Genomic DNA, 25945 nt, shown 5'->3' on the forward strand with positions numbered 1-25945 from the left:
TCGCCCCGGCCTACGCGAAAAATGACGATGGACCCGTCATAGGCAAAGTACAAACGGTAAAGTGATCCCCAAAAACAGCACATCCCGTCTATTGTTCATCTCATTCCATCTTGTTTTTCATCATCGATACCTTCTTCAAATGGTAGGCTGCGAAGTCTTCGCGGCCTACTTGTCATTGTTTTCTCCCGGCGGGCGATCATTGTAGTCGCGCGAATCCATCCGAAAACAAGCACAGTTCGCACAGCCTCCTGAACGAAAACTTCCATGCGGCTATCTTGGCGCCATGGATATTTTCAACATCACGGCCCCCATGTTCCTCGTGGACATGATCAGCGCCTCATTAAAGATTGTTGTGGAACAGATGAAAGCCGCCGCCGGCGCCGCCGGAGCCTTGGGCTCCCGGGCGTTGGGGTTGGCCAAATCGCTGTTGCCCGTCGCCCAGGCCGGCAGGAATGTCCTTGGGGCCCTTACGCCATACATCGCCACTGCGGCCGACTTTGAAGCGGCCATGTCCGATGTGGGCGCGGTTTCGCGGGCAACGCCCATTGAGATGCGGGCATTGTCCGGTGCGGCCCGCGAGTTGGGGGCCTCCACGGGATGGTCCGCCATGCAGGTGGCCGAAGGGCAGAAGTACCTCGCCCTGGCCGGATTTTCGGTCAAGGAGAACCTCGCCGCGCTGCCCGGCGTGCTCAACGGTTTGACCGCGCCGTCCGCCGAAGCCGCCAGGTCAATGGCCGCCCTGGGCGTGGCCGCCACGGACGCCACGGGCGACCTGCGCAGCCCCGCCGCCATCCTCGATGCTATCGCGCAGGCCACCGAAAACATGGGCAGCGCCCAGAAGGCGGCCTTTGCCGAGACCGTTTTCGGGACCGAGTCCATGGGCGCCGCGCTGGCGCTGTTCGACCAGGCCGGAACGGGCGGCATCGCCGAATACGGACGCCAAATGACCGCCGCGGGCACCGCCGCCGAAGCGGCCGCCCGGCGGAACGACAACCTGATCGGGGACCAGAAGGCCCTCGGCAGCGCCTTTGAGTCCCTGCAAATAACCATCGGCTCGCTCTTCTTGCCCGTCATGCGGCTGGTGGCCCAGGCGGCCACCTGGGTGGTGCGCGGCCTGAACATGATCGCCGCCAGCCCGGTGGGCCAATTCCTGCTGTCCGCCGTGGCTTCGATGGCCACGGCCGTCGTCGCCATAACGTACCTGTCCGGGGCGGTGGAGACCGGCATCGCCGTATGGGCGGCCTTCAATGCCATGATCAGCGCCAACCCCATCGGGCTTATCGTCCTGGCCGTGGTCGGCCTCGTGGCCGGACTCATCGCCCTGTACAACAACTGCGACAAGGTGCGGGAGATCATGGACGCCGTGTGGGAGTGGATCAAGGCCCTGGCATCAGCGGTCGGCGACTTCTTCTCCATCCTCTCCGGCGCGGGCGTCCTGGGCGTGTTCGCCTATTACTTCACCGATATCTACAACGCCGTCGGGGCGTTGTGGGACCGACTGACCTCCTTGTTCGACATGGACCTGACCGAAATGGGCCGCAAACTTATCCTCTCGTTGGTGGACGGCATCAAGGCCGTGGCCATGGCTCCCTACAACGCGGTCAAAGGGGTCTTCGGAAAAATGTGGAGCCTGTTCGCGCATTCCGATGCGGACGAAGGTCCGCTCGCGAACCTGACCAATTCCGGCATGGCCGTGATGAACACCCTGGGCTCCGGCATTCGCGCCGCCGCCCCGAATCTGCACGCCACCACGGCCACGGCCCTGGCGGGCGTGGCCGTGGCCGCCAATCTGGCGGTCGCGCCCCCCGCCCCCTCTTCCATCCAGGGGCCGGCCCCGGTTCCGGCGCATGCCCCTGCGCCGGACCGGGCCACGGTCCACCGGTCGGGCAACACCATCACCATCCAGCACCTCTCCATGACCCTGCCCGGCGTGCGCGACGCGGACGGCTTCATGGCGGCGCTCCAGCAACTTGTAACCCAACACGACGGCTCCGGTCCGGAGTCGGGAGGATTCGCCTGATGGACGGCATGCTGACCTTTTCCCATGGCGAGGTGCGCCTCGGTTCCAAGCTCGTGCCGGGCATCCTCAAGAGCCTGAGCGTGCGCGGATCCGTGGTCTTCGCCGAGGCGGAGCGCGACGGGCTCTCCGGCAAGACCAAGACGCCCAAGGGGTGGGACGACAGCGCGATCTCGCTGACCGTGGAACTGCTCACGGACGAGACCTCCTGCTACGACAAGCTCGCCGCCCTGGATGCGCTGTTCCGGGGCCACGACAATGGCGCCAACCCCCGCGTCCTGGACGTGGCCAACGCCCACGTCACGGCGCGGGGCATCGAGCGTGTGGTCTTTGCCGGGCTGGATTCGTCCGAGACCGACCAGGACGACGTCATACAGGCTTCGCTGAAGTTCACCGAGCACCGCCCGCCCATCATCAAGGCGGAAAAGCGTGTCGGCAGGACCGGCGGAATCGGCGCGCCCGGCCCCGCTCTCGCCCGGGCCATAGGGGAGCGTTCGCGATGATTTCCGGCATTCGGCTGAACATCGAAGTCGGCGGCAACGTCATCGAGCGCTGCCCCCGCCTGGAGATCCTGTCCGTCCGGCACCGCCCGCTCGACATGGCCCGCGTCCACGTCCCCGATCCCGAGGGCGCGGCCGGTGACCTGTTCGCCCACGGCGATCCGGTGCGCATCGAATACGGCTATCGCGGCGGTGCGTCCGCCGAATGGCAGGGAACGTTGCGCGCCCTGGAGCGCGTCTCCCGCGACCAGGTCTGTTTGACAGCGGACAGCCTTGCGCTGCCTCTGGCCGACGCCTTTGTCACGGAGTGCTACACGGACGATTCGAGCCTTTTCGTGGCCCGCCATATCCTCGGCCACACGGGCCTGCCCCTCGGCCGGGTGGACATCCCCGACGAGGTCATTTCGCGCCTGCCCGTGTCCACGCTGCCGGTCTGGCAGGCCGTGCGGCAACTGCTGCACTCCCTGGGCCGCGCCTACGGCCACGACATGCGCCGGACCGCGCTCTGGCTCGGAGCCGACGGCCTCAACCTGGGCGATTTCGACGAATCCGGCGACCTTCCGGTCATCGCCACCGGCGAGAATCTGATCCGCCATCTGCCCGCCCACGCGAAAGACGGCCTCCACCTGGTGGAGACCGCCTTGCTGCCGGGGCTGTCGCATTCCCGCCGTTTTCGGCTCGTAGACACGCGCCTCGGCGTCGATCGGGACTTCAGGGCGCTGGACGTGCGCCATGCGGTCACGCCCGAGGGAATCAAAACTAACATCCGGTACGGGAGGGAACATGGCTAATCCGTCCGAACTGAAAACGCTCCTCAAGCGCGTCGTCGAAATCGCCATGCCCAACCTCCGCGCCTACTACCGCGTGGTGCGCAAGGCCAAGATCGTCGCCACCTATCCGGCCGAGGACGGCCGCTACTGGGCCGACGTGCAGCCGCTGCGCAACGACGAATCCGTGGATGAAAAGGAACCGGTCGTTCCCCGCGTGGAAATCCCCGTGATGTGGGCCGGACCGAATCGCGGCGTGGTCTGCCCGCCGCTGGCCGGTTCACTCTGCGACCTGGAGTACTACGACGGCGACCCGAACTTCCCGCGCATCTCGAATTTTCGCTGGGCCGGCAACGGCGCGCCGGCCTGCGAGGTCGGCGCTTACGTCATCCATCACAGCGACGGCACGTACATCAAGATCGACGCGGACAGGAACATCCTGGAGATCACCCCGGCCAACGCCCGGACCCAGATCGGCGGCGACAAGGCCGTGGCGGTGGGCGGCGACAAGACCGAGACCATCGGAGGCGTCTGGACGCTGAAATGCCCGCTGATCATCCAGGAAGGCAACGTCCAGTCCTCCGGCCCCGGCGGGGCGATAGGCAACGTGAGTTGCAAGGCGCACACCGCGCAGGAGGGGAGCTTCACCCTGGACGGCCCGCTTGTCGTCAATGGCGGCGTGAAGATCAACGGCAACCTCGACACCTCCGGCAACAGCAATGCCGGAAGCCGGAGCGGAGGGGCGATATGATGAGACCTGTCTCTATCCTTTGTGTAAATCGTGTAAATGGTCAATCCCGGCGGCGGTGATGCGCACTGTGTCTCCCCACACCTCGGATTGTTCCTCCACCCATTTTTTCTCCTTGCAGTACCGCACCGCCTTGGAGAACCCGGAGCCATATTCATATGCGGTATCCGGGAGCAGTGGCGTTATCATATCTATCGTGGAGTCATCCTCGAAGGTCTCCTTCTCCACTCTTGTTGCCTTCAAGTCCGGATCGAGATCCTTGGCGATGTCCTCCTTGCCGATCCACCCGTCATTGTCCTCGGCATCGGTGTTGTTGATCATCTCCAAAATCGCATCCGCGTACTCGACAGTGGTCATATCGGAACTCCTTAACAACCAGGTTTAAACATGACTGACATCTTCGGACAGGACATAGCTCTCGGCCACGACATGCAGGCCCGGGTGGCCGCCAACGGCGAGCTGGTGCTCACGGACGGCCCGGATACGGGCGTGCAGGACATCATCCTTCGCCTGGATACGTACCTTGCTTCCTTGTTCTATGACAAGGGGTTCGGCTCGCTCCTGCGCGATTGGGTCTACGCCGGGAACACCGAGGAGGCGCGGATCGGCTTCGCGGCCGAGGTCAAGCGCCGTTTGAACGAGGACCCGCGCGTCCAGCCCGGTACCGTGGCCTGTACGGTCACGCGATGGGATGCGGCGTCCATGCGGGCCGAGGCCTCGTTCCGTTTCATCGACACCGACCACGAGCAAAACCTCGTCATCGCGGTCGACAAATCAAAAAAGGAAATGGTGATCAAGGATGCCGACCCCGCAGTTATCTAAGACCCTCGACGACGTGCGCTCCATGGTCTTCGGCCACATGGAGGACGTGCAGGAGGAATACACGGCCAAGGGCTGGATGCCCGCCCGCCTGAACCTGAACAAGGGCGTGGTGCGCGGCCTCCTGGAGATATTCTGCTGGGGGCTCTACCAGCTCTACCAGCTCCTGGCCGCCGTGTTCGAGCAGGCCGCGCCGCTCACCGCCACCGACGAGGCGTGGATGGAGTGGCACGCCGAACAGGTGGAGGCGCCGCGCAAGCAGGCCACCAAGGCCAGGGGCCTGGTCCGCTTCGCCCGCGTGTCCACCTCCGGCAACGTGCCGATTCCGGCGGGCAGGATCGTCCGCACCGAGCCGGACGGGGCCGGGCGGGTCTACCGCTACGTCACCGCCGAGGACGCGGTCATCCGCAACGGCATGAACGAGGTCGCGGTGGAGGTGGAGGCCGAGGAATACGGCGCGGCCGCGAACGCCTCGGCAGGACAGATCACCGAAATGGTCACGGCCGTCTCCGGCGTGGACGCCGTGGCCAACGACGCCGACTGGCTGATCTCGGAAGGCGCGGACATCGAGCCGCTGGAGAAACTCCGGGACCGGTACATCCTGCGCTGGATGGGCAACAACGGCATGACCAAGTACGCCTATGCCTCGTGGGCGCTGTCCGTGACCGGCACCGTGGCCGTCAAGGTCCTGGACCAGCATCCGCGCGGCCAGGGCACGGTGGACGTCATCGTCAAGGGCGCGGCGGGCATCCCCACCGACGCGCTGCTGGAAAATGTCCGCCAGGCCGTCACCACCGGCGCGAGGCCCGGGGAGGTGCAGGCCGGGCCGCCGGTCAACGACGACTGGCAGGTGCGCGGTCCGCAGGCCGTGCCGCTGGCGATCGAGGCCCTGTTGACGCTCTATCCCGGCACTCATGCCGACAGCGCCAGGTCCGGGGCCGACCAGCGCCTCCGCGCCCTGTTCACCGATCCGACCACGGTCAAGGGGATCTCCCCGCTCCAGATAGGCGAGGACGTCACCCTGGACCGCCTGACAGCCGCCGTCATGGCCGTGGAGGGCGTGAAAAAGGTCGAGTGGACCTCGCCGGGCGGCGACGTGGCCGTGGCGGCGGACGCGCTCGCCACGCTGGAAAGTCTCACCCTGACCGCAGTCGAAGCGAGCGAGGAGTAAGCCGTGGGCGCATTCAAGGACTACTTTTTCAAGACCCTGCGTTGGCCGCTCAGCCATCGGCCCGGCCCGCTGGCCATGCTGGCGGAGGGGCTGGCCCGCGCCCTGGACGAGGCCCGGGAGGACGTCATCCGGCTGCGCGACCAGTTCAACCCGTGGACCTGCGGGCCGGACATGATCCCGCCCCACGCCGGAAGCCGGGGCATCACCCGGTACGCCGCGGAGACGGACGCGCAGTTCCGCGAGCGCTGCATCCGCGCCTTCGCCTGGCAGAGCCTTGGCGGCGGGCAACTCGGCATGCCGCGAATCCTGGCCCACTTCGGCTATCGCGGCACTTCAATGCTCAACGTCCGGTTCGAGGATCCGGAGCGCTGGGCCGAATTCAAGCCCAGGGTGCCGGTTCCGGCCTCCGGCCTTCACGCGGAGGACTTTCCGCGCATCGCCTGGATAGCCAACGAGACCAAGCCCGCCCGCTCAAAGCTGGCGGGCATCCAGGTGGCCGGTTCCGTCCCGGGTTCCGTGTACGCGGGCGGCATCACCTACACGACGATCCGCGTCCGGCTGACCCCGGAACGCACGACATCCATACGCATCAACGGTGCGGTTCACGGCGGCGGGTACACGCATACCGTCGCCCGCGTCCGCGCCTAAGGAGGAAAACAATGTCTCTGATTCTCACGAAAGCCGGGCTGAACGCCTACGCGCAGTCCGAAGCGACCGGCATCAAGTTGCAGGCCACCCACATGGCCGTGGGCGACGGCGGCGGCGCGCCCGTGTCCCACACGGACACGTCCGAGGCCCTGGTCAACGAAACATGGCGGGGCGAGCTGCAAAGCATCGACGTGGCCGCATCCGGCGAGGTCGAATTCACGGGCCACATCCCCATCACGGTGGGCGGCTGGTACATCCGCGAGGTCGCCCTCTACGCGGACGACACGCTGCTGGCCCTGGGCGGCCACCCCGAGACCTGGAAACCCGCCCCCGAGGCCCCGGACAAGGTCGAGCTGGTCATCACCGCCCCGGTCAAGTTCGCCAACGCCGACAACATCAACCTGACCGTGGACACGACCAAGGTCCTGGCGAGCCAGGAGTATGTGGCTGGCAAGATCGAGCAACACAATGCCTCTGAGGATGCGCATGCCGCCCTGTTCGCCGGGCTGGACGACCACATTGCCCGCGACGACAACCCCCACGGCGTAGTCGCCGGACAGGTCGGCTTCACGCCGTCCGCCGGTCTGTCCTCCTCCGACGTGCAGGCCGCAGTTTGCGAGGTGATCACTCGGGCAGCGACCCATAATTATTTGATAAACGGTGCCTTTGTGATCAACCAGCGGCAATTTGCAGGAGGAGCCCTGGACGCCGGGGAATACGGATACGACCGATGGAAGGCCGGTGACGCCGGGGCGACCTGCACCGTGGCCGATGGCGTCCTCACCCTGTCGGCGGGGTCGATTGTTCAGGTGGTCGAATCCCCTGCGCTGGCGGGCGAAAAGGTGACGCTCTCCGCGAAGCTGTCCGCCGATGCGACTATTTCCGGGAAGATCAACGGAACCGCGGGGGCGTTGCCCCTGACCGTGGACATCCCGGCGGAGTTTACCGGAGACCTCGACGTCGAGCTGATGGCCGGTGACGGCTCCGCCAGCGAAGTGAAACTGGAGATAGGCGGGACCGCAACCGCGTATCGTCACCGACACCTCCAGGAGGAACTGGCATTGTGTCAGCGCTACTACTGGCAGTCTCAGTTTGGCGACAGACATATTTGGAGCATCAGCGTCGCAGCGGGCTCGTATCACTCACAGGTGCAGGTAGAACTGCCGGTTTCAATGCGAGTCCGGCCGACAATGATGATGGAGGGGCCATGGACCTTCTATCAGCCCGGGACCGGCGCGTACGTCGAAGGGCCTACGATCGCCGCCGCCATCTCCCATGAGAGCGTGCGTGTCTCCGTCCAAAATAGCAACAATGACAATACCCTCAACTTTGTGCTTGGTTCCAACAACAACGAAGTGCTCGCGGACGCGGAGTTATAATTATGAAAATTATCACGGTATCCCAATTTGATAATGGCCATCTTGTGAATGGCGCGATCCATGTCCCCTACGACGAGAACAACAGACACTACCGGGCCGTTATGGATTGGCTGGCTGACGGCGGCCAGTTGGATGAAGCCGTCACCGATCCCGACGAACCGGCCAGAATCATCCGGGCCGAGCGCGACAGGCTGCTTGCGGCGTGCGATTGGATGCAGCTTGCCGACAGCCCGCTCGATACCGCGACCAAGGCGGCCTGGGCCGCCTATCGCCAGGCGCTCCGGGACGTTCCCGAACAGCCCGGGTTCCCTGAAGCCGTGGAGTGGCCGCAATCGCCGATTCTTCCGGCATAGCAAACCGCTCTTTGACAATCGAATAGGCAGAGCCACAACAACGGCCCGCCGGACAAATCCGGCGGGCCGTTATCCGGAGGGACAGCGAGGCGGAGCATACCCCCCGAAACGGCATCGAACTCCCATAGGGCGACTTCGAAACAGCCTGTTCCGCCCCTCCCCGGTATCCTCGCCAACCTGCCCCTCCAGCCACCTCACACGGCAGCCGCCATGCCAAACCAAAATCGGCCGCGCAGGCTTTCTCAACTTATGTGGCCGATTTTCTCAAATTGAGTGTCAGCTTACATTGGGCAAGGCGCTCGGGGCGGCGAAAAGGAAAGGGCGGGTTTGACCTTTCGGGGGTTGTTGGCTACGGATTTGGGTATGCGGAGAGACGAAGGACCGGGCGTGATGAGGCGCGGGGCGCGGTATGTGAAGGCCGCGCCGTGGCCGTACCTGACCGGGGCCGGGGCGTTGCTGGCCGCCTTCGTGTTGAAGGGGGCCGGGGCCGCGCAGTGGGCCACGGGGGACGTGTCCGGGGGCGTTGTCCTGTGCTGGTGGGGCGCGTGCTGGCTGGTGGTCGCCTTTTTCGCCATGGCCGACGGCGTGTCCCGGCACCGGGAGTATCGGCGGATCAAGGCCATGTTGCTCCGGTACGGGTTCAGCGAGCGCATCCTCAAGCCCTTGGCGCGGTCGCGCTGCCAACGGGACGCCGCACTGCACGCCGCCCGCGAGACCGGGCACCTGGACCGCGCCAGGGCCTATTTCCACGGGCTCGGCTACCGCTGGTACCACATCCTGCCCGACCTCGTGATCCGCAACCCGCTGGCGTTCGCCAGCCCCGCCTTTCTGCGTTCCTCGTTTTTTCCCGGCAAGAAGCAGCGGGCCTGATACGACCCGCATCGGAGATACCATGGGATACGTCTACCTGGCCCTGGCCATTGTCTGCGAAGTCATCGGCACCACGGCGCTCAAGTCGAGCGACGGGTTCACCCGGCTCGGGCCGAGCCTGGTGGTGGTCGCCGGGTACGGCCTGTCCTTCTACCTCTTCGGCCAGGTCCTCAAGACCATCCCCATGGGCGTGGCCTACGCCATCTGGGCGGGACTCGGCATCGTGCTCATCGCCCTGGCCGGGGTGATCGTCCACAAGCAGTTCCTGGACTTCCCGGCCATGCTCGGCATGGGCCTCATCGTGGCAGGGGTGGCGGTCATCAACATCTTTTCCAAAACCGTGGTCCGCTAAGCAGGGCTTTGCCCGCCGGTCGAATTCTTTGAGAAAATCAGGTACCGAAAGCCGCTTCGCGGCAATTGCCGGACCGTGATGCCTCCGGCGGGCAGGGGCTCGCACCCCTGCACCCCATTTTTCGCCTGCGGCGCGGGGACTTCATCCCCTGGGAGGCCCACAACAAAAAGGCCCGGAACACATTGTTCCGGGCCTTTTTGTCGGCTTGGCCGGATGGCTAGAGCATCTCGTGTTGATATTCCTCGCCGCCCAGGAGTTCGACCATGTCGCGCAGGATCTTCAGTGTTTCCTGGGCCTCTTTGGGGTCGAGCTTGCGCAGGGCGAAGCCGGCATGGATGATGATGTAGTCGCCGATGGCCACTTCCTCGTCCATGAGCATGATGGACGCCTGGACCGTGGTGTCGCCCTCACCCACCTTGCAGGTGGCGACGCCGTCACTGATTTCAAGAATTTCCGCAGGTATCGCGAGGCACATAGATTTTCTCCGTTGCGGGGTTCTCCGCCGTCCGAAGGGCGTAGGAGGCACCCGCCTTTTTGGCTTCCTCGAGGACCAGGGCCTCCATTTCCGGCAGCCGGGCTTCGAGGTCCGGGGACAGGGCGGCGGACATGTCCTTGTAGTTGACCGGCTCAATGCCGAAGAGGACCACGTCGTCCGGCACGCTCCCGATGATGCTGCACTGGGCCAGGGTATCGAGCAAGTCGGTCTGGTGCAGGGAGTTCTTGAAAGCGCACGCCTTGTTCAGGTCCTCGCCCAGCAGCCGGAATATCTCGCCCGGCGCGCCGTCGTTGAGCACGATGTCGACAATGATCAGATAGTCCGATTCCATGATCGGGCCCATGAGCTTGAGCCCCAGGGTGCCGCCGTCGAGCACGGTGACGTTGTCGGAAAACTCGTATTTCTGCTCGAGTTCCTCGGCCACCCGGACGCCGAATCCCTCGTCGGTGAACAGGATGTTGCCGACGCCCAGGATGAGAATGCGTTTATCTTTTTCAGGCATGGCTTTCACTTAGTAGAGAGCCAAGGTTTTCGCAAGGTCTAAAACGGAAAACAGCGGCCGGAATCGGGATGCCGTATGCGGGAAAACCGTCTCAGCGCGTGGCGTAATAGAGGGAGCTGACCTGTCCGCCGGGCAGGGGCTGGCTGGATTGCACTTCGACGATGCGGCCGCCCGCCATGGCCACGGTCCGCTCCACGGTCTCCTCCGGGATGGCGTGGGTTTCGCTGTAGGGCCGCGCGGCGGCCAGCGGGGCCTGTCCTCCGGGGCGGCCGGTGGCCGGGAGGACCAGGACAAAAACGGTGCACCGGCTTTCGGCGCGGTCGGCCAGGGGCTTGTCGTGATAGTCCAGGGCGGTGATGGCCAGCACGTAGTTGCCGGGCGCGGCCGGGGAGGCGGCCCGGTAGTCCATGTCCACGGAGTCGCCCGGCTGGAGCACGGTCCGGGGCAGGTTCAGCCTGCCGTGGTTGTGGACGATCTCGTCGGTATCGACGTTGTACCAGTGGTGGACCAGGCGCACGGGTGCATTGGTCTGTCCGTCCATGCCGATGGGATGCGCGCCGGTATTGGTCACGGTCACGGGCACGGTCAGCGTGGTGCCTTGCTCCATGGCGAGGGTCTCGGTCCGGGAGGACAGGGCGCAGGCCACGCCCTCCTCGGGATAGGCGAACACGGCCTTGGCGCTGGGGCAGTGGAAGGCGGCCAGTCCGCCGGGCTTGAGCACGCGGATGAACTCCGCGATGTACCGGACCGCCACATGGGGGCGGATGTGCTGGAGCACGTGCGCGGTGTGGACCATGTCGAAGCTGCGGTCGCGGAACAGGGAAAGGTCGTCGGTCTCGTTGAGCCGGTATACGCAGCGCATTCCGAATTTGTTGAATTCCTTGGCCTTGGCCAGCATGGACGGGGCGATGTCCACCCCCACGCAGGTCTTGAAATGGGTGCACAGCGCCTGTGTCAATCTTCCGACTCCGCAGCCGAAGTCCAGTGCCGAGGTCCTCCCCCCGGGAAGTCCGTTTTTTTCCATCCACGTGGCGATGCCGTTGACGTAACGGCTGCCGGTTTCAAAAAAATCCTGTACATCCCACGCATTGTCGATCTTGTCAGGGGAGGATGCCACGGCCCACAGAGGGTCCTCCTGGCCAAAGGTGTTCCAGTTTCTTTGCAGTTCCTGCAGGTACACGCGTGCTCTCCTTGTGCCTCCGGCGGGCCGGGTTGCGGTCATTCGAAGGAGAAATGCATGTCTCATGCCATGCCTGGAGGGTATCGGTGCGGGAAGAGGCGGCGGGCCGGATGATGATCCCGGCCCGCCGCAGGGTGGCGTCAGATGACGGCTTCGATGAGCCGGGGTCCCTTGGCGCTCAGGGCGGAGCGCAGGGCGTCGGCAAAGGACTTGGTGGTTTCGGCGCGCACGGCCTCGACGCCCATTCCCTCGGCGATGCGCACCCAGTCCAGGGCCGGGTCGTGCAGGTCGAGCAGGGACAGCGCCTTGTCGCCCGTGGACGCGGCCCGGACCAGCTTGAGCTCATGGTTGAGGACCGCGTAGGAGCGGTTGGCGTAGACCACGGTGACCACGTCCAGGTTCTCCCTGGCCTGGGTCCACAGGGCCTGCACCGTGTACATGGCGCTGCCGTCGCCCACCAGGCAGACCACCTTGCGATCGGGCGCGCCCACGGCGGCCCCGGTGGACAGCGGCAGGATGCTGCCGATGGCCCCGCCGGTCAGGGACAGGTAATCGTGGGGCGCGGCCGTGGCGAGCATGTTCGCGTGGGGCAGGCTGGAGGTGATGCCCTCGTCGGCGATGACGGCGTCATCCGGCAGGAGCGCGGCCACGGTGCGCATGGCGGCCTCGGCGGTCAGCGGCCCGTCGCCGGGCAGGGCGGGCGGGTCGAGCGGATACAGCACGCAGTCGGGCGAGGCGCTGACCGCGGCGGCCAGGTCCAGGAGCGCGGTGTTGCCGTCCTCAGCGGGGTGGGCCAGGGTCAGGATGGCGCAGTGCGGCGGTGTCAGCCAGCTCTCCTGCCCGGGATAGGCGAAGAAGGAGACAGGCGGTTCCCCGCCCACGAGCAGGAGCTGCTCGAATTCGTCGAGCCGGGCCAGGACGTGCTTGCCCCGGTAAGGCAGCCTTTCGACCACGGGCGCGCCCGCGCCGGAACGCATGCGCGTGGTGAAGGTGTCGCAGAACAGGGTGGCCCCGGTCTTGGCCGCCACGCATCCGGCGGCGTTGAGCCCCTCGCCGTGGAGCACGGACCCGCGCATGAGGATGGCGGTCTTCTTGCCGTTGGTCAGGGCCCTGGCCGCGGCCTCGACGGCGTCCGGGAAGACCGGTGCGGGGCCCGGGATCTCCAGTGCGGGCGCGGGGCGTTCGGCCGGGAGCCAGGCCGTGTCCGCGGGCAGGATCAGGGTGGCCACCTGGCCCGGGGACATGCGCGCGGCGCGGACCGCCTCGGCGGCGTCCACGGCCACGGTGCGGGAGCTGCGCGGACGGCGGACCCAGTGGGAGATGGCCTCGGCAAAGCCCTCCACGTTGGAGGTCAGGGGGGCATCAAAGCGCACGTGGTAGGTGGCGTGGTCGCCGACGATGTTGACCACCGGCGACGAACCCTTGCGGGCGTTGTGCAGGTTGGCCATGCCGTTGGCGAAGCCGGGCCCGAGGTGGAGCAGGGTGCAGGCGGGCTTGCCGGTCATGCGGGCGTAGCCGTCGGCCGCGCCCGTGGCCACGCCCTCGAACAGGCAGAGCACCCCGCGCATGCCCGGGATGCGGTCCAGGGCGGAGACGAAGTGCATCTCCGAGGTGCCGGGGTTGGCGAAGCAGACTTCCACGCCGCTGCCCACCAGGGTGGCGAGCAGGCTGTCCGCGCCGTTGCACTCGGTGCACCGGCCGGTTTCGCTTATGTCAGGGGTATGTTCAGGCATGATTCGACTCCTTGTTGCGTGTCGTGTGGAGTGGGCGGTCCCGGGCGGGACCGGAGCGGGAATCCGAAGGGTCGGCGTCTCGCGGAGAGGCGGGCGATCGGTCGCGGGCGCGGAGCCCGGCGGAAACCGGCCGTGCGGCCCGACCGGAAAAACAATCTCCGCCATGCACAAAGGTAGCCAAGAGGGAGATGCGGGTCAAGCGGGGCGGCGGAAAACGGTCGGCGCGAAAACAAGACGGCGGGCCGCGACGCATGGTCGCGGCCCGCCGGGAATATTTTGTTGAACAGGGGGTTACAGGTTGGCCAGCAGGAGCTCGCCGAATTCCTTGCAACCCACCTGGGTGGAGCCGTTGATCTGGGAGGCCAGGTCCACGGTGACCTTCTTGGCGGCCAGGGTCTTCTCCACCGAGGCGTGGATGAGCGCGGCGGCATCACCCCAGCCGATGTGCTCGAGCAGCATGGCCCCGGACAGGATCAGGGAGCCGGGGTTGGCCAGGTCCTTGCCCGCGATGGTCGGGGCGGTGCCGTGGGTCGCCTCGAAGAAGGCGAGCTTGTCGCCCATGTTCACGCCGGGGGCCAGGCCGAGCCCGCCCACCTGCGCGGCCAGGGCGTCGGAGATGTAGTCGCCGTTCAGGTTGGTGGTGGCGATGACCGAGTACTGCTCGGGGTACATGAGCACGTTCTGGAACATGGCGTCGGCGATGCGGTCCTTGATGATCACGCCCTCGCCGTCCGCTCCCTCGCGCACGACCTTGCCCTGGTATTCCTCGTCGGCCAGTTCGTACCCCCAGGCGCGGAAGCCGCCCTCGGTGGTCTTCATGATGTTGCCCTTGTGGACCAGGGTCACGGACGGGCGGCCCTCGGCGATGGCGAAGTCGATGGCCTTCTTGACCAGCCGCTTGGAACCCGCCGGGGTGATGGGCTTGATGCCCACGCCCGCGGTGATGTCGATGTTCGCGCCGAGTTCGTCCACGAGAAATTCGATTAATTTCTTGGCTTCCGGGGAGCCCGACTGGTATTCAATACCGGCGTACACGTCCTCGGTGTTCTCGCGGAACACGACCATGTCGACCAGGTCGGGGCGCTTGACCGGGGATTCGATCCCCTTGAAATATTTGATGGGACGGATGCAGGCGTAGAGGTCGAAGACCTGGCGCATGGTCACGTTCAGGCTGCGGAAGCCCTTGCCCACCGGCGTGTTCAGCGGCCCCTTCATGGCCAGGTCGGCCTGGGCCAGCGCGTCCATGGTCGTCTTGGGCAGATACTCGCCGGTCTCGGCAAAGGCCTTCTCGCCCGCCAGCAGCTCCTGCCAGTCGAGCTTGTTGGCCCCGGAGTAGGCCATCTCCACGGCCTTGTTCAGAACGGGGCGCGCGGCGGCCCACACTTCGGCACCGATGCCGTCACCTTCGATGTAATAGACAGTTCTAGTAGCCAATGGATCCTCCTCGGGCGATATGGTCGGGACTGTTGTGAAATAAAGTAGCGGACTATGACGTTTATTCGGCCGGATTGCAAGCGGCCCGGCCCCGGAACGGTCGGCCGGGCGCGGGATTCGGCCGACAACATGACAATATGACGGATGGTTGGAAATATCGTGCAGGCTGAACTGGAGATGGTCAAGGCGTTGTTGAGCGGGGACAGGCGGGTGGTCGTCCTGACCGGGGCGGGGGTGTCCGCCGAGAGCGGAGTGCCCACCTTCCGGGGCCGCGACGGGCTGTGGAAGCACTACCGGGCCGAGGACCTGGCCCGGCCCGACGCGTTCGCAGCGCACCCGGAACTGGTCTGGGAGTTCTACAACTGGCGGCGCAGGCTGGTGGCCGACTGCCGGCCCAACCCGGCGCACCGGGCCCTGGCGGCCATGGAGCGCCAGATCCGAAATTTTCTTCTGATCACCCAGAACGTGGATGGCCTGCACGTCCGGGCGGGCAGCCGCAAGATGGTCGAGATGCACGGCTCCCTGTGGCAGGTGCGCTGCACGGTCTGCACCCATGCCCGCGAGGACTTCTCCGAACTGCCGGAACTGCCTGACTGCCCGGTCTGCGGGCACCTGCTGCGGCCCGGCGTGGTCTGGTTCGGCGAGCCGCTCACGCCCGGCGTGCTCAAGCTGGCCATCGAGCAGATCGGCAAGGCGGACGTGTTCCTGTCCGTGGGGACCTCCAACATGGTCCAGCCCGCCGCGTCCTTTTACCAGCTGGCCAAGGACCACGGGGCCGTGACCGTGGAGATCAACGCCGAGCCGACCCCGAATACCGGGTTCATGGACTTCGCCCTGCACGGCCCGGCCGGGGAGATACTGCCCGAGCTGGCCGCCGGGCTGGCAGAGTAGAATCCATTGACATTGCGGGCTGTTCCCGCGTAGTGAACTCGACTATGCAAACACCCATATCATACAACTATTTTTGTGGACGCGGGTGGCGTAACGTCAAGCGGCCCGATTCCTAGACGCGCGCTGAAGCGATCCGCCGCCTGTCCGGGCGGCGGCGTGCTTGCGCGCGGTTGGACATCGGAAAGCCGCTGGTTTGTCGCCAGCGGTTTTTTTCGTCAACGCGCGGACCGGGACGGGGAGCCGGGAAGCTTTCACCCGATTCGGCCGCAACGCGCAATTGTTCGGAGGAACATATGTTTGTGAAGAAGATTTTCCTGCCTCAGGACCAGATGCCCACCCGGTGGTACAACCCCATGCCGGACCTGCCCACGCCCATGGCTCCGCCCCTCAACCCGGAGACCATGGAGCCGCTGACCCCGGACATGCTCTCCCCGATCTTCCCGGATTCGCTCATCGCCCAGGAGATGAGCGCGGACCGGTTCATCGACATCCCGCGGGAGGTCCTGGACGTCTACAAGATCTGGCGGCCCTCGCCGCTGGTGCGCGCCGACCGGCTGGAAAAGGCCATCGGGGCCAGGTGCAAGATATTCTACAAGGACGAGTCCGTGTCTCCGGCCGGGTCGCACAAGCCGAACACCTCGGTGCCCCAGGCCTACTACAACAAGATCGAGGGCGTGAAACGGCTGGCCACCGAGACCGGCGCGGGGCAGTGGGGCACGGCCCTGTCCTTCGCCTGCGCCCAGTACGGCATGGAGTGCGTGGTCTACATGGTCAAGGTCTCCTACGAGCAGAAGCCGTATCGCAAGATGATCATCAACACCTACGGCGGGACCATTTACCCCTCGCCCTCGGACCAGACCCGCACCGGCCGTGAGATGCTGGCCAGGGACCCGGACTGCAAGGGGTCGCTCGGCCTGGCCATTTCCGAGGCCGTTGAGGACGCGGCCACCCATGACGACACCAAGTACGCGCTCGGTTCGGTGCTCAACCACGTCATCATCCACCAGACCATCACCGGTCTGGAGGTCCAGAAGCAGCTCGAGATGATCGGCGAAAAGGCCACCCACCTGGTGGGCTGCGTGGGCGGCGGCTCCAACTTCGGCGGCCTGGTCCTGCCGTTTTTGCCGCAGAAGCTCGACGGCGACCCGGTCAGGTTCATACCGGTGGAGCCCAAGGCGTGCCCGACCCTGACGAGGGGCGAGTACCGCTACGATTTCGGCGACATGGCCCGGCTGACCCCGCTGGTCAAGATGCACACGCTGGGCCACGACTTCATGCCCGCGCCCATCCACGCGGGCGGGCTGCGCTACCACGGCGACGCGCCCATCGTCTGCAACATCGTCAACGAAGGGCTGTGCGACCCGGTGGCCTATTTTCAGACCGACTGCTTCGAGGCGGCCAAGCTGTTCATGCAGACCGAGGGCTTTTTGCCCGCGCCCGAGACATCCCATGCCATCAAGGGGGCCATCGAGGCGGCCAAGACCGCCGGCCCGGACGACGTCATCGTCTTCTTGTACTCGGGCCACGGCATGCTCGACCTGGCCTCGTACGACGCCTTCAACCAGGGGCTGTTGACCAACTTCGAGCTGCCCCAGCGCGACATCGAGGAGGCGCTCAAGGCCTGCCCGGACGTGAAATAGCGGCCCGCAAGCCCGCAAATGCCGCCCCCGGCACGGAGTTCCGCGCCGGGGGCTTTCCTGTCTCCTTGCAACCGGGCCGCGCCCCTGGTAATCATGGTCCCGTATTCATTGATCAAGGAGACGAACGATGCCGACCCTATGGAAGAGAATGTGTTGCGCGGCGCTGCTGTTGGCCGCCCTGGCCGCCCTTGGCGCATGCGGGACCCACGAGACCCCGGTCATGGACGAGAACGCCCTTCGCCAGGCCCTGGTCGGCAAGACCTGGACCCTGCGAAGGATCGTGTCCCGGGACTTTGCCGACGATCCGGCGCGGACCATCAAGTTCAACGCCGACGGCACGGTGGAGGGATTCGGCGGGTGCAACGCCTTCACGGGCACCTACACCCTGACCGACGACTATCTGGAGTTCGGCACCCTGACGACCTCCGCGCACAAGTCCTGCGGCCCGGCCGAGGACGAGCGCGAGTACACCTACATGACCTACCTGGCCACGGTGCGCCGCATCAATACCCAGACCGACCCGGGCGAACTGATCCTGCTGACCGAGAGCCAGAGCGAAATGCGGTTCACCTCCGGCGCATCCGAAGGATTGTTTTGGTAGATAGGGCCCGCTTCGAGGAGTCTGAAACCGCCGGTCGCCCGCAAAAGGCGACCGGCGGTTTTGTTTTCAATAACTCCCCGTGCCGAAGGCGCAATATGGGATGCAAGGGTGCGAACCCTTGCCTGCCGGAGGCGAAATCACCCGGACATAGCCGCGAAGCGGCCTTCAACTCCTGATTTTTATCCCAGCGGGGCCTTCAACCGCATGATCCTTTCATAAGACTGCTCGATGCGCGCCTCCGGGATGGTCCCGTCGTCCACCAGGGAGCGGATGACGGCGTGGACCTTCTCGACGATGTGCTCGTCATAGGCGAGGTTGTTGCCGAACAGGAGGATGTCCGCGCCCGCCTCGACGGCCCGGCGGACGGCCTCCCTCCGGCCGTACTCGTCGGCGATGGCTCCCATGTCCATGTCGTCGGTGACGACCACGCCCCGGTAGCCGAGCCTGCCGCGCAACAGGCCGGTGATGACCTTTCTCGACAGGGTGGCCGGGTATTCGGGGTCAAGATGCGCGTTGAAGATGTGGGCGGTCATGATCATGTCCACCTTGCCGCCGGCGATGAGTTCCCGGTAGGGGATCAGTTCGGCCTCGGACCAAGCGTCGGTCACGTCGGTCAGCCCCTTGTGGGAGTCGGTCCCCGCGGATCCGTGGCCCGGGAAATGCTTGAGGCAGGAGAGCACGCCCGCGCCGTGCAGCCCGTCCATGAACAGGGCGTCGCACCGGGCCACCCGCCCGGGATCGCTCGAAAAGCTGCGGCCCAGCCTGCCGATGGCCGGGCTGCCCGGGTTGACGTTCACGTCCGCCACCGGGGCGAAATCGAGGTTGAAGCCCACGGACGAGAGGATGGTCCCGACCGTGGCCCCGGCGGCGCGCACCGCGGCGTCGCCGGACGCGCAGAGGGCCGCCGCGGACGGGGTTTCCTTGAAACCATAGGTCTTTTTGAGTCGCTGTACCTTGCCGCCCTCCTGGTCCACTGCCACGAGCAGGGGGATGTCCGCGTTGGCCTTGAGGTCGGCGATGAGCTTCCTGACTTGGTCCTTGGTCCGGATGTTGCGGCGGCCGGAGCCCAGGGACATGTCGTAGTCGAAGAGAATGATCCCGCCCAGATGGCGCTCGCGGATGTCGCGCATGATGGTCGAGTTCTCGTCCACGGAAAAGCCCCGGAACCCGGCCAGGATCATCTGGCCGATCATGGTGTCCAGGTCGGCGGCGCGCGCGCCGGGGCAGGGGAGCAGGAAGAGGGGGAGCAGGAGCAGGGCGGCGAGGCGGATGCGCATGGCGGGACTCGTTGGCTTTGAGGGTTGCGGGTCCGGGCCAGCATAGGGCGGGCCGCCGCGCGGCGCAAGGCCGAAACCGGTTTGCGCCGGGCCGGATTTCCTATACATTGCGGCATGCACGCCCGAACCGTCCATCCCGGATTCTTCCGCCGCGTCCTGCGTCACGCTTGGATCGACCTCGCGCTCCTGGCGCGCGGGGAGGAGGCACCCCCCCTGTCCCGCCGGGAGGCCCAGCTGTGGGGACTGGTCCTGTCCTCGCGCCATGTGCCGCACCGATTGCGGCGGCTCCCGGCCGAGCGGGGCGACGGCTGGGCGGTCATGGTCCAGGAGTGGTATGCCGACCGGGCCGTGGAGGAGATCGAGCTCTATTTCGAGGAGAACCGCCCGGAGCCGACCGAGGCGGATGTGCCCGACCTGCGGCCCGTGGGCGGGCTGGAGCCGACCCTGTTCGGCCTGGCCCTGTTCGTGCTTTTTTATTGGGCCTATTCGCGGACCTACCCGAACCTTGGGTTGTACCCCGACCTGTGGGTGCGGCTTGGCAGCGCGGACGCCGGGGCCATCCTGTCGGGCCAGTGGTGGCGGCTGTGCACCGCCTTGACCCTGCACGCGGACGGCCCGCACGTGGCCGGAAACGCGGTCATCGGCGGGGTGTTCATCTGGCTGGCCGCGCGGCGGCTCGGCTCGGGCGCGGCCTGGCTGCTGACCATGGTTTCCGGGGTGCTGGGCAATTTGTTCAACTCGTTGGTCCTGGGCGTGCACCACGACGCCATCGGCTTTTCCACGGCCACCTTCGGCGCGGCCGGGGTGCTGGCCGGGATCACCCCGTTCGGCGTGGGCGGCGGGCTGCACGGGCTGGGCAACGGCTCATGGCTCAGGCGTTTTCTGCGCTTCACCCGCACGGCGCTCATCCCGTTCGGCGCGGGGCTCGGGCTGCTGGCCATGCTCGGCGCGGGCAACGGGGAGGGCAACACCGACCTGGGGGCGCATCTCTTCGGCTTCGCCTCGGGCCTGGGGCTGGGAGCGCTGACCGGACTCGCGGCCACCCGCCGGGGGCTGCCGGACAAGGGCGCGGACTCCCGGCTGTACGCGGCGGCCCTGCTCATGCCGGTGGCCGCCTGGGTCTGGGCCTGGCTGGCATGATTTCCGGGCTTGTGCTAGGCTGCCTTGATCGGTAAGGATGTCCATCCAAATCGTTTCACCAGGAGTTTCACGTGGCTGAGCCCGTTGTCGACATACAGGGCCTGAACTATTCGCCGGGCGGCCTGCCGGTGCTGGAGAACGTCGATCTGCGCATCGAGCGCGGCGACTATCTGGCCGTGCTCGGCCCCAACGGCGGGGGCAAATCCACCCTGCTCAAGCTCATGCTCGGGCTGATCCGGCCGGACAGCGGGACCATCCGCGTGCTCGGCCTGCGTCCGGGCGATGCCGGGGGGCGCATCGGCTACCTGCCCCAGCACACCGTGGTCGCCAGCTCCTTTCCCATCACCGTGCTCGAGGCGGTCTGCATGGGCACGGTCAAGCCCGGATTCAAGGGCATGTCCGGCCGCCACTCCAGGATCGACCACGACAAGGCCCGCCAGGCCCTGAAAAAGGTGGGCATGCTCGACTACCAGGGGCGCGGCCTGGCCCGGCTGTCCGGCGGCCAGAAACAGCGCGTGTTCATCGCCCGCGCCCTGGTGGACAGTCCGGAGATGCTCCTGCTCGACGAGCCCACGGCCAGCGTGGACTCGGCCAGCCGCACGGTCCTGTTCTCCCTGCTCAACGAACTGAACAAGGAGATGACCGTGATCATGGTCAGCCACGACATCTCGTCCCTGGCCTCGGGGGTCAAGTCCGTGGCCTGCGTCAACCGGACCCTGCATTTTCACAAGGCCCCGGAGATCACCGACGACATGTTCACCATGGCCTACGGCGGGTCCGGGGACCATTGCTGCCCGGTGGAACTGGTCACCCACGGCCACGTGCCGCACCGCGTGCTCGCCCCCCACGAACAGGCGGACACGGAAGAAGGCGGCGAGCGATGATGGACGTGCTCGGCTTCGACTTCATGCAGAACGCCCTGGCCGCGGGGCTTCTGGCCAGCCTCATCTGCGGGATCATCGGCTCCCTGGTGGTGGTCAACCGCATCGTCTTCATTTCCGGCGGCATCGCCCACGCCTCATACGGCGGCGTGGGCCTGGCCTTCATCCTCGGCCTGCCGGTCCTGCCCGTGACCTCGGCCTTCACCGTGTGCATGGCCCTGATCATGGCCCTGGTCACCCTGCACGCCCGGGAGCGCGTGGACACGGTCATCGGCGTCATCTGGGCCGCGGGCATGGCCTTGGGGATCATCCTGCTCGACTTCACGCCGGGCTACAACGTGGACCTGATGAGCTACCTGTTCGGCTCCATCCTGGCCGTGCCGCGCTCGGACCTGTGGCTCATGGCCGGGCTGGCCGCCATCGTCATCGTTCTGGTCCTGGTCTTCTACCGGGGCTTCACGGTCATGAGCTTCGACGAGGAGTTCGCCCGTTCAAGGGGCGTGCCCGTCAATTTTCTGTATATCCTGCTCATCGTCATGGTCGGCCTGAGCGTGGTCATGATCATCCGCGTGGTCGGCCTCATCCTGGTCATCGCCCTGCTGACCATTCCGCCGTTCATCGCCGAGCGGCGGACCAGTTCGCTCCGGGTCATGATGGTGGTGTCCACGATCCTGTCCGCCGTGTTCACGGTCTGCGGGCTGATGATCTCGTACGCGCTCGACATCACCTCGGGGGCGTCCATCATCGCCGTGGCCGCCGTGGGCTTCTTCATTTCACTGCTCATCCCGCAGAAAACCGCCTAGTTCGCAAGGGGTTGTTTTTTCCCATGGAATGGCTTTTGCAAATTGTCCCCAGCGGGTGTACATCTTTTCCTGGCCCAAGGCCTGACAAACGGCCCGGCGCATGACCATGGAATACAAGGACAAGCTCAAACAGGAAGGATACACCCGGTACCGGGGCGCGGTTGACGCCTCGGTGTACGAGTATTTCAACTGCGACTGTTCGTGGAAGGCCCAGTGGTACCTGAAAAAGGGCCACTACCGCTGCTGCGGCTGCAAGGAACGGTGCGAAACCCGCGATCCCGAGGGGTTCCAGCTCTTCCTCGATCTGGGATAAGGCAACCAAGGAAGGACAATGCGACGCATCCTCACCGCTCTGGCCCTGGCCCTGGCCATTGCCCTGGCCGCGATTCCGGCCCCGGCCTCCGACTATGCGGACATGGACATCTGCCTCGGCAAGCAGGTTCTGGGGCGCATCCTGTGCAAGGACCCCCAGGAGATCAACTACGTGACCAAGGTTAGGGACAACATCTACCTGTTCTCCGTGTTCTACGCCAAGCAGGAGGCCCGGTTCGTGGTCGGCATCTCGGGCGACAAGATCCGCGTCCAGGGCCGGGAATTCCTCAAGCTCACCCGGACCATTCCCTACGCTTTCGACAAGACCAGCAAATGCGCAGTGGTCGAATACTCCTCCTCGGAGTGCACCCGCACCGATCCCATCGTCTGCTGCACGGAAAAGACCGAAGAGGACGTCAAGGAACAGAACTTCTGGGATCGCCCCATTCCCGACCTGCTCGAGGAGGACCTCCAAAAGGCGCTGGAGGTCCTGCCCCCGGAAGATCAGCCCGTCCAGAACGGGGAGAACGGACAGGGAACTCCTGCCGCGCCTCCGGCCCAATAGTTCAAGCCCAACGGCAAACGAAAGCCCCTGCATGAATGCGGGGGCTTTTTTCGCACCCCTCACCCGCGAAGCTGCACAAAAAGTTTAGGAGGAAAAGGAGGATGGGAGTCCGGGGGAAGGGGGAGGCGTCCTACACCTTTCGCAGCCAGAGCAGGAGGGCGATGAAGGCGACGGCGGGGTAGAGGGGCCACCAGATTCTGTAGACGATGCAGGACGCGGCCACGCCGGCGAGGATCAGGACGTAGGCCCAGGCCTCGAGCATGCGCTTGAGGGAGCGCATGAGGTCGCCGGGCACGCCGTGGTGGCGGAAGGGCTCCAGGGGCGCGTCGGTTCGGGCTCCGTTGTCCGGGGCGGCGCGGCGGGAGGATTGGAGCTTGTTGCCGCATTTGGGACAGGCCAGGGTGTCGTCGGAGCTCTTGGTTCCGCATTTGGTGCAGGTGATCACAGGAAGGTTATGGCCGCCGGGAAGGAGAAAGGTCAAGAGGCGGCGCGGCCCTTCCATCCCGGCGCGGTTGGTGATAATGCTTTTGCAGAAAAGCCGGAGACGGCGTAGCATGGCGCAACTCCCAAGCGCCATTGAGGATAATCGACCCATGAGCGAAGCACCCGCCCGAGACAAAACGCGACCGGACAAGGAAGCGCGCCTTGCCGCCTACCAGAAGAAGCTCCGCGCCCTGAAGGAGCGCGCCTCCCTGCGCGAGGTCACGGAGCGCGAGATGCTGCTGGACATCCTGGAGAACAACAGCCAGGCCATCAACGAGTATCCCATGCTCGAGGCGCAGCGCAGCAGCGTCATGGAACTGTTGTGCGGCCGGGTGGGCCATCCCGGGTACGAATTCATCCATGAACGGGTGGGGCGGTTCATCGTCCTGCTGGCCCATTTCGACAAGGCGGTCAAGACCGGGGATGCGGCACGGCGCGAGGAGTTGGAGGCGACCCTGCTCAACGCCGAGGCCGTGCTGGTCAAGTGCGCACAGGGCGTGGTCTACGCCATGGCCCTGGTAACGGACAACTTCGAGGAGTTGGTCCTGCGCTATTTCGGCAAGCAGAGCCTGGAACAGTACAGCGGGCTGATCGAGAAGCACGAGCTCGACCAGGGGTTCTGGAACGCCTTTGTGGAGGAGTTCATCGCCAGCCGGGTGGTCGAGGCCCACCGGGAGATTCTGGAGGGCGAGAAGTACGAGATCGCCAAGGAGCGCACCTTCCTGGTCATCCGTTTCCTGTTCGACGACATTCTGTCCAAGCTCAACCCCACGGATCAGGAGATATCCAAGACCCGCATCCAGAACAGCTTCATCGCAGCCCGCGAGGACCCCGGGATCAGGGAGCGGGCCAAATTGATCCAGGCCATGCTGGTCAAGGGGCTGAAGGGCTTGTCGCAGTTCGACAAGCTCTCGGCGGGCGAGCTGCTGCACGCGGCGCGCGTGGCCTGTATGGACAACGTGGCCGAGGAGTTCGAGACCCAGTACAGGGCTCGGTTGGCCGAGGCCGAGGCGGTACGCAAGGGCGAAGCCGACAAGAAGGAACCCGAGGAACGGCAGAGGGAGCAGGCCTGGTTCAAGTTCGTGCAGGACCAGCTGGTGGCCCTTGGGCTGGGCGCGTCCATCGCCATCGGCGTGACCGGCGACCATTTCTACAAGGCGCTGGAGGCCGTGGTCCCGGACCAGATCGACGGCATCCTGCCGCTGAAGAAGGATTTCAGCCTGCCGGTGCTAGAAAAGATCCTCTTCTTCCTGCTGGAGAACCACTTCATCCAGATTCTCAAGGAGTGCGGGCGCGAGGAGGGCGGCAAGATCCAGGTGCGCAGCGGCCGCGCCCGGCGCGTGCCGGCCCCGGCCGTGAACGAGCTGCGCGGCATGTCCAAGATCCGCAAGAAACAGCTGTTCGGCAACGACGTGACCCGGGAGGACACCCTGCTGTTCAAGCCCAAGACCGCCAAGCAGCTGGGCGAGGCCATGTCCATGCTCTCGCTCGAACCCGCGTTGCAGCAGGGGCTGGCCGAATTGTGGAAGCGGGCCGTGTTCCGGGTGGACATCATGGTCCTGATCAACTTGGAGCTGGTGGCCCGGACCACCACCAACCTGACGGTCAGGCTGACCGAAATCCTGGAAAAATACGGCGTCAAGAGAAACGGGTGAGCGGCGCACTGACCGCCTTGACGAAGCCGTCCACCAGCGGGTGCGGACAGGATCGGGTGGAACGCGCCTGAGGCACGAACAGGGTGGCGATGAAGAATCGGTGCGCCGGTATCTCCACGACCCTGATTTCCCCCTCGGCGTCCGAACCGCTGACCCGGATGGGCGCTTTCTTCAATTCCTCGACATACGCGGGGTTGACGCCGAAGTTGCAGTAATAGCGTTCGGTCGTCCGCGTGCTTCCGTACAGGGCCGCCGCCCGTGACCCCTGGGTGAGGGAAAGGGCCATTTCCCTTCCGGCCAGGGAACAGGCCAACTCGGAGATGAACAGGTCGCTGGCGTAGGGATCATACTCCGCGTGTTCCGCTTCCTTGAAGCCCAGCATGTTTCGGGCGATTTCCAGGATGACGTGCTGGAATCCGCCGCAGGTCCCCAGCAGCGGGACGTCGTTTTCCCGGGCATACCGGATGACCTCAAGGGTTTTCCGCATGTTCCTGTAGGGGCTGCCGGGACCGATCCAGAGCCCCTGGTACTCGCTGTACAGTTCGGGGCCGAGGTCTTCGGTCGATATCCAGTCTCCTTTTATTTCGAGCCCGGCACCGTCGGCGGAGTGGCGCAGGGCCCGCTCCGTGGCGACGTGGGGTTCGAAGGACGGGTCGTATTCGGCGATCAAGGCGACTTTTTTCATATGGTCTCCCATGGTGTTGTCGACGGGGCCGCTGTCGGCCCGA

The 25945-nt window shown here is 65.5% G+C and carries 29 protein-coding genes; 20 read left to right on the forward strand and 9 right to left on the reverse strand.

Annotated elements, in window-relative coordinates:
- Positions 1-283 precede the first annotated feature (283 nt).
- Genes BerOc1_RS14770 through BerOc1_RS14785 form a run of 4 tightly spaced genes read left to right on the forward strand, consistent with a single transcriptional unit; the run spans position 284 to position 4035 of the window.
- Positions 284-2020 (forward strand): phage tail tape measure protein, encoded by a 1737-nt coding sequence (locus tag BerOc1_RS14770; protein ID WP_071546423.1) that lies wholly within the window; start codon positions 284-286, stop codon positions 2018-2020.
- The gene (locus BerOc1_RS14775) at positions 2020-2520 is read left to right on the forward strand and encodes a hypothetical protein (RefSeq protein ID WP_084641601.1); all 501 of its coding nucleotides are present in this window, start codon (positions 2020-2022) and stop codon (positions 2518-2520) included. Before BerOc1_RS14770 ends, BerOc1_RS14775 begins: the two co-directional genes overlap by 1 nt.
- Complete coding sequence (locus BerOc1_RS14780; RefSeq protein WP_071546424.1) at positions 2517-3308, forward strand: hypothetical protein; 792 nt, start codon at positions 2517-2519, stop codon at positions 3306-3308. The genes BerOc1_RS14775 and BerOc1_RS14780 overlap by 4 nt, the downstream gene beginning before the upstream one ends.
- Positions 3301-4035, forward strand: coding sequence for a baseplate assembly protein (locus BerOc1_RS14785; protein ID WP_071546425.1), 735 nt, complete (start codon positions 3301-3303; stop codon positions 4033-4035). The genes BerOc1_RS14780 and BerOc1_RS14785 overlap by 8 nt, the downstream gene beginning before the upstream one ends.
- A gap of 12 nt (positions 4036-4047) precedes the next feature.
- Here BerOc1_RS14785 and BerOc1_RS14790 read toward each other — a convergent pair whose 3' ends face one another.
- Entirely contained in the window at positions 4048-4389 is a 342-nt protein-coding gene (locus tag BerOc1_RS14790; protein ID WP_071546426.1) for a hypothetical protein, read from the reverse strand.
- Positions 4390-4419: 30 nt separating this feature from the next.
- Here BerOc1_RS14790 and BerOc1_RS14795 point away from each other — a divergent pair, with 30 nt between their 5' ends.
- The 7 genes from BerOc1_RS14795 to BerOc1_RS14825 all read left to right on the forward strand — a co-directional run bounded on the left by BerOc1_RS14795 (position 4420) and on the right by BerOc1_RS14825 (position 9624).
- The gene (locus BerOc1_RS14795) at positions 4420-4854 is read left to right on the forward strand and encodes a baseplate assembly protein (RefSeq protein WP_071546427.1); all 435 of its coding nucleotides are present in this window, start codon (positions 4420-4422) and stop codon (positions 4852-4854) included.
- Positions 4832-6022, forward strand: coding sequence for a baseplate J/gp47 family protein (locus BerOc1_RS14800; protein WP_071546428.1), 1191 nt, complete (start codon positions 4832-4834; stop codon positions 6020-6022). The genes BerOc1_RS14795 and BerOc1_RS14800 overlap by 23 nt, the downstream gene beginning before the upstream one ends.
- 3 nt (positions 6023-6025) lie before the next feature.
- Positions 6026-6670 carry a phage tail protein gene (locus BerOc1_RS14805; RefSeq protein ID WP_071546429.1) on the forward strand — a complete coding sequence of 215 codons (645 nt, stop codon included), beginning with the start codon at positions 6026-6028 and terminating at the stop codon, positions 6668-6670.
- A gap of 11 nt (positions 6671-6681) precedes the next feature.
- Positions 6682-8049 carry a phage tail protein gene (locus tag BerOc1_RS14810; protein WP_071546430.1) on the forward strand — a complete coding sequence of 456 codons (1368 nt, stop codon included), beginning with the start codon at positions 6682-6684 and terminating at the stop codon, positions 8047-8049.
- Positions 8050-8051: 2 nt separating this feature from the next.
- The gene (locus tag BerOc1_RS14815) at positions 8052-8402 is read left to right on the forward strand and encodes a tail fiber assembly protein (protein WP_071546431.1); all 351 of its coding nucleotides are present in this window, start codon (positions 8052-8054) and stop codon (positions 8400-8402) included.
- Between the two features lie 363 nt (positions 8403-8765).
- Positions 8766-9272, forward strand: a complete 507-nt coding sequence (locus BerOc1_RS14820) for a hypothetical protein (protein ID WP_071546432.1) — start codon at positions 8766-8768, stop codon at positions 9270-9272.
- A 22-nt stretch (positions 9273-9294) separates the two neighbouring features.
- Positions 9295-9624, forward strand: coding sequence for a DMT family transporter (locus tag BerOc1_RS14825; protein ID WP_071546433.1), 330 nt, complete (start codon positions 9295-9297; stop codon positions 9622-9624).
- Positions 9625-9841: 217 nt separating this feature from the next.
- Here the strand turns inward: BerOc1_RS14825 and BerOc1_RS14830 are convergent, their stop codons facing one another.
- From BerOc1_RS14830 to icd, 5 genes are all read right to left on the reverse strand, one after another.
- Positions 9842-10099, reverse strand: a complete 258-nt coding sequence (locus BerOc1_RS14830; RefSeq protein ID WP_071546434.1) for a HypC/HybG/HupF family hydrogenase formation chaperone — start codon at positions 10097-10099, stop codon at positions 9842-9844.
- Positions 10068-10622 carry a HyaD/HybD family hydrogenase maturation endopeptidase gene (locus tag BerOc1_RS14835; RefSeq protein ID WP_071546435.1) on the reverse strand — a complete coding sequence of 185 codons (555 nt, stop codon included), beginning with the start codon at positions 10620-10622 and terminating at the stop codon, positions 10068-10070. The genes BerOc1_RS14830 and BerOc1_RS14835 overlap by 32 nt, the downstream gene beginning before the upstream one ends.
- Before the next feature lie 91 nt (positions 10623-10713).
- A complete protein-coding gene (locus BerOc1_RS14840) occupies positions 10714-11802 on the reverse strand; it encodes a class I SAM-dependent methyltransferase (RefSeq protein ID WP_071546436.1) in 1089 nt (362 codons plus the stop codon).
- 140 nt (positions 11803-11942) lie between these two features.
- Positions 11943-13535, reverse strand: coding sequence for an acetolactate synthase large subunit (locus BerOc1_RS14845; protein ID WP_071546437.1), 1593 nt, complete (start codon positions 13533-13535; stop codon positions 11943-11945).
- A gap of 291 nt (positions 13536-13826) precedes the next feature.
- Positions 13827-14969: an NADP-dependent isocitrate dehydrogenase gene (icd, locus tag BerOc1_RS14850; protein WP_071546438.1), complete on the reverse strand. Its 1143-nt coding sequence runs from the start codon at positions 14967-14969 to the stop codon at positions 13827-13829.
- Between the two features lie 159 nt (positions 14970-15128).
- On the opposite strand from icd, the gene BerOc1_RS14855 reads away from it, so the two are divergent.
- The 3 genes from BerOc1_RS14855 (at position 15129) to BerOc1_RS14865 (ending at position 18101) form a co-directional block, all read left to right on the forward strand.
- Complete coding sequence (locus tag BerOc1_RS14855; RefSeq protein WP_084641607.1) at positions 15129-15860, forward strand: SIR2 family NAD-dependent protein deacylase; 732 nt, start codon at positions 15129-15131, stop codon at positions 15858-15860.
- Between the two features lie 293 nt (positions 15861-16153).
- Positions 16154-17500, forward strand: a complete 1347-nt coding sequence (locus BerOc1_RS14860; protein WP_071546440.1) for a TrpB-like pyridoxal phosphate-dependent enzyme — start codon at positions 16154-16156, stop codon at positions 17498-17500.
- Between the two features lie 127 nt (positions 17501-17627).
- Positions 17628-18101, forward strand: coding sequence for an META domain-containing protein (locus BerOc1_RS14865; protein WP_084641610.1), 474 nt, complete (start codon positions 17628-17630; stop codon positions 18099-18101).
- Positions 18102-18280: 179 nt separating this feature from the next.
- Here the strand turns inward: BerOc1_RS14865 and BerOc1_RS14870 are convergent, their stop codons facing one another.
- Positions 18281-19378, reverse strand: a complete 1098-nt coding sequence (locus BerOc1_RS14870; protein ID WP_071546442.1) for a glycoside hydrolase family 3 protein — start codon at positions 19376-19378, stop codon at positions 18281-18283.
- Between the two features lie 114 nt (positions 19379-19492).
- Here BerOc1_RS14870 and BerOc1_RS14875 point away from each other — a divergent pair, with 114 nt between their 5' ends.
- From BerOc1_RS14875 to BerOc1_RS14895, 5 genes are all read left to right on the forward strand, one after another.
- Positions 19493-20518, forward strand: a complete 1026-nt coding sequence (locus BerOc1_RS14875) for a rhomboid family intramembrane serine protease (protein ID WP_071546443.1) — start codon at positions 19493-19495, stop codon at positions 20516-20518.
- 71 nt (positions 20519-20589) lie between these two features.
- Positions 20590-21402 (forward strand): metal ABC transporter ATP-binding protein, encoded by an 813-nt coding sequence (locus tag BerOc1_RS14880; protein ID WP_071546444.1) that lies wholly within the window; start codon positions 20590-20592, stop codon positions 21400-21402.
- The gene (locus tag BerOc1_RS14885; protein WP_071546445.1) at positions 21399-22202 is read left to right on the forward strand and encodes a metal ABC transporter permease; all 804 of its coding nucleotides are present in this window, start codon (positions 21399-21401) and stop codon (positions 22200-22202) included. The genes BerOc1_RS14880 and BerOc1_RS14885 overlap by 4 nt, the downstream gene beginning before the upstream one ends.
- A gap of 100 nt (positions 22203-22302) precedes the next feature.
- The gene (locus BerOc1_RS14890) at positions 22303-22515 is read left to right on the forward strand and encodes a DNA-binding protein (RefSeq protein ID WP_084641613.1); all 213 of its coding nucleotides are present in this window, start codon (positions 22303-22305) and stop codon (positions 22513-22515) included.
- Between the two features lie 18 nt (positions 22516-22533).
- Complete coding sequence (locus BerOc1_RS14895) at positions 22534-23079, forward strand: hypothetical protein (protein WP_071546446.1); 546 nt, start codon at positions 22534-22536, stop codon at positions 23077-23079.
- Positions 23080-23209: 130 nt separating this feature from the next.
- Here BerOc1_RS14895 and BerOc1_RS14900 read toward each other — a convergent pair whose 3' ends face one another.
- Positions 23210-23524, reverse strand: a complete 315-nt coding sequence (locus tag BerOc1_RS14900; protein WP_071547143.1) for a zinc-ribbon domain-containing protein — start codon at positions 23522-23524, stop codon at positions 23210-23212.
- Between the two features lie 148 nt (positions 23525-23672).
- Between BerOc1_RS14900 and BerOc1_RS14905 the strand changes: the two genes are divergently transcribed.
- Positions 23673-25217 carry a hypothetical protein gene (locus BerOc1_RS14905; protein WP_071546447.1) on the forward strand — a complete coding sequence of 515 codons (1545 nt, stop codon included), beginning with the start codon at positions 23673-23675 and terminating at the stop codon, positions 25215-25217.
- On the opposite strand, the gene BerOc1_RS14910 is transcribed toward BerOc1_RS14905, so the two are convergent.
- A complete protein-coding gene (locus BerOc1_RS14910; protein ID WP_084641615.1) occupies positions 25201-25902 on the reverse strand; it encodes a CTP synthase C-terminal region-related (seleno)protein in 702 nt (233 codons plus the stop codon). The two genes, BerOc1_RS14905 and BerOc1_RS14910, sit on opposite strands and share 17 nt — an antisense overlap.
- Positions 25903-25945: the final 43 nt, after the last annotated feature.

The sequence above is a fragment of the Pseudodesulfovibrio hydrargyri genome, from assembly GCF_001874525.1.
GTDB classification, from domain to species: Bacteria; Desulfobacterota; Desulfovibrionia; order Desulfovibrionales; family Desulfovibrionaceae; genus Pseudodesulfovibrio; species Pseudodesulfovibrio hydrargyri.

Bases quoted from the DNA above. Each gene is read 5' to 3' on its own strand.
- BerOc1_RS14770 (WP_071546423.1), top strand. From the start codon at position 284: ATGGATATTTTCAACATCACGGCCCCCATGTTCCTCGTGGACATGATC.
- BerOc1_RS14775 (WP_084641601.1), top strand. From the start codon at position 2,020: ATGGACGGCATGCTGACCTTTTCCCATGGCGAGGTGCGCCTCGGTTCC.
- BerOc1_RS14780 (WP_071546424.1), top strand. From the start codon at position 2,517: ATGATTTCCGGCATTCGGCTGAACATCGAAGTCGGCGGCAACGTCATC.
- BerOc1_RS14785 (WP_071546425.1), top strand. From the start codon at position 3,301: ATGGCTAATCCGTCCGAACTGAAAACGCTCCTCAAGCGCGTCGTCGAA.
- BerOc1_RS14790 (WP_071546426.1), bottom strand. From the start codon at position 4,389: ATGACCACTGTCGAGTACGCGGATGCGATTTTGGAGATGATCAACAAC.
- BerOc1_RS14795 (WP_071546427.1), top strand. From the start codon at position 4,420: ATGACTGACATCTTCGGACAGGACATAGCTCTCGGCCACGACATGCAG.
- BerOc1_RS14800 (WP_071546428.1), top strand. From the start codon at position 4,832: ATGCCGACCCCGCAGTTATCTAAGACCCTCGACGACGTGCGCTCCATG.
- BerOc1_RS14810 (WP_071546430.1), top strand. From the start codon at position 6,682: ATGTCTCTGATTCTCACGAAAGCCGGGCTGAACGCCTACGCGCAGTCC.
- BerOc1_RS14815 (WP_071546431.1), top strand. From the start codon at position 8,052: ATGAAAATTATCACGGTATCCCAATTTGATAATGGCCATCTTGTGAAT.
- BerOc1_RS14820 (WP_071546432.1), top strand. From the start codon at position 8,766: ATGCGGAGAGACGAAGGACCGGGCGTGATGAGGCGCGGGGCGCGGTAT.
- BerOc1_RS14825 (WP_071546433.1), top strand. From the start codon at position 9,295: ATGGGATACGTCTACCTGGCCCTGGCCATTGTCTGCGAAGTCATCGGC.
- BerOc1_RS14830 (WP_071546434.1), bottom strand. From the start codon at position 10,099: ATGTGCCTCGCGATACCTGCGGAAATTCTTGAAATCAGTGACGGCGTC.
- BerOc1_RS14835 (WP_071546435.1), bottom strand. From the start codon at position 10,622: ATGCCTGAAAAAGATAAACGCATTCTCATCCTGGGCGTCGGCAACATC.
- BerOc1_RS14845 (WP_071546437.1), bottom strand. From the start codon at position 13,535: ATGCCTGAACATACCCCTGACATAAGCGAAACCGGCCGGTGCACCGAG.
- BerOc1_RS14860 (WP_071546440.1), top strand. From the start codon at position 16,154: ATGTTTGTGAAGAAGATTTTCCTGCCTCAGGACCAGATGCCCACCCGG.
- BerOc1_RS14865 (WP_084641610.1), top strand. From the start codon at position 17,628: ATGCCGACCCTATGGAAGAGAATGTGTTGCGCGGCGCTGCTGTTGGCC.
- BerOc1_RS14870 (WP_071546442.1), bottom strand. From the start codon at position 19,378: ATGCGCATCCGCCTCGCCGCCCTGCTCCTGCTCCCCCTCTTCCTGCTC.
- BerOc1_RS14875 (WP_071546443.1), top strand. From the start codon at position 19,493: ATGCACGCCCGAACCGTCCATCCCGGATTCTTCCGCCGCGTCCTGCGT.
- BerOc1_RS14885 (WP_071546445.1), top strand. From the start codon at position 21,399: ATGATGGACGTGCTCGGCTTCGACTTCATGCAGAACGCCCTGGCCGCG.
- BerOc1_RS14890 (WP_084641613.1), top strand. From the start codon at position 22,303: ATGACCATGGAATACAAGGACAAGCTCAAACAGGAAGGATACACCCGG.
- BerOc1_RS14895 (WP_071546446.1), top strand. From the start codon at position 22,534: ATGCGACGCATCCTCACCGCTCTGGCCCTGGCCCTGGCCATTGCCCTG.
- BerOc1_RS14905 (WP_071546447.1), top strand. From the start codon at position 23,673: ATGAGCGAAGCACCCGCCCGAGACAAAACGCGACCGGACAAGGAAGCG.
- BerOc1_RS14910 (WP_084641615.1), bottom strand. From the start codon at position 25,902: ATGAAAAAAGTCGCCTTGATCGCCGAATACGACCCGTCCTTCGAACCC.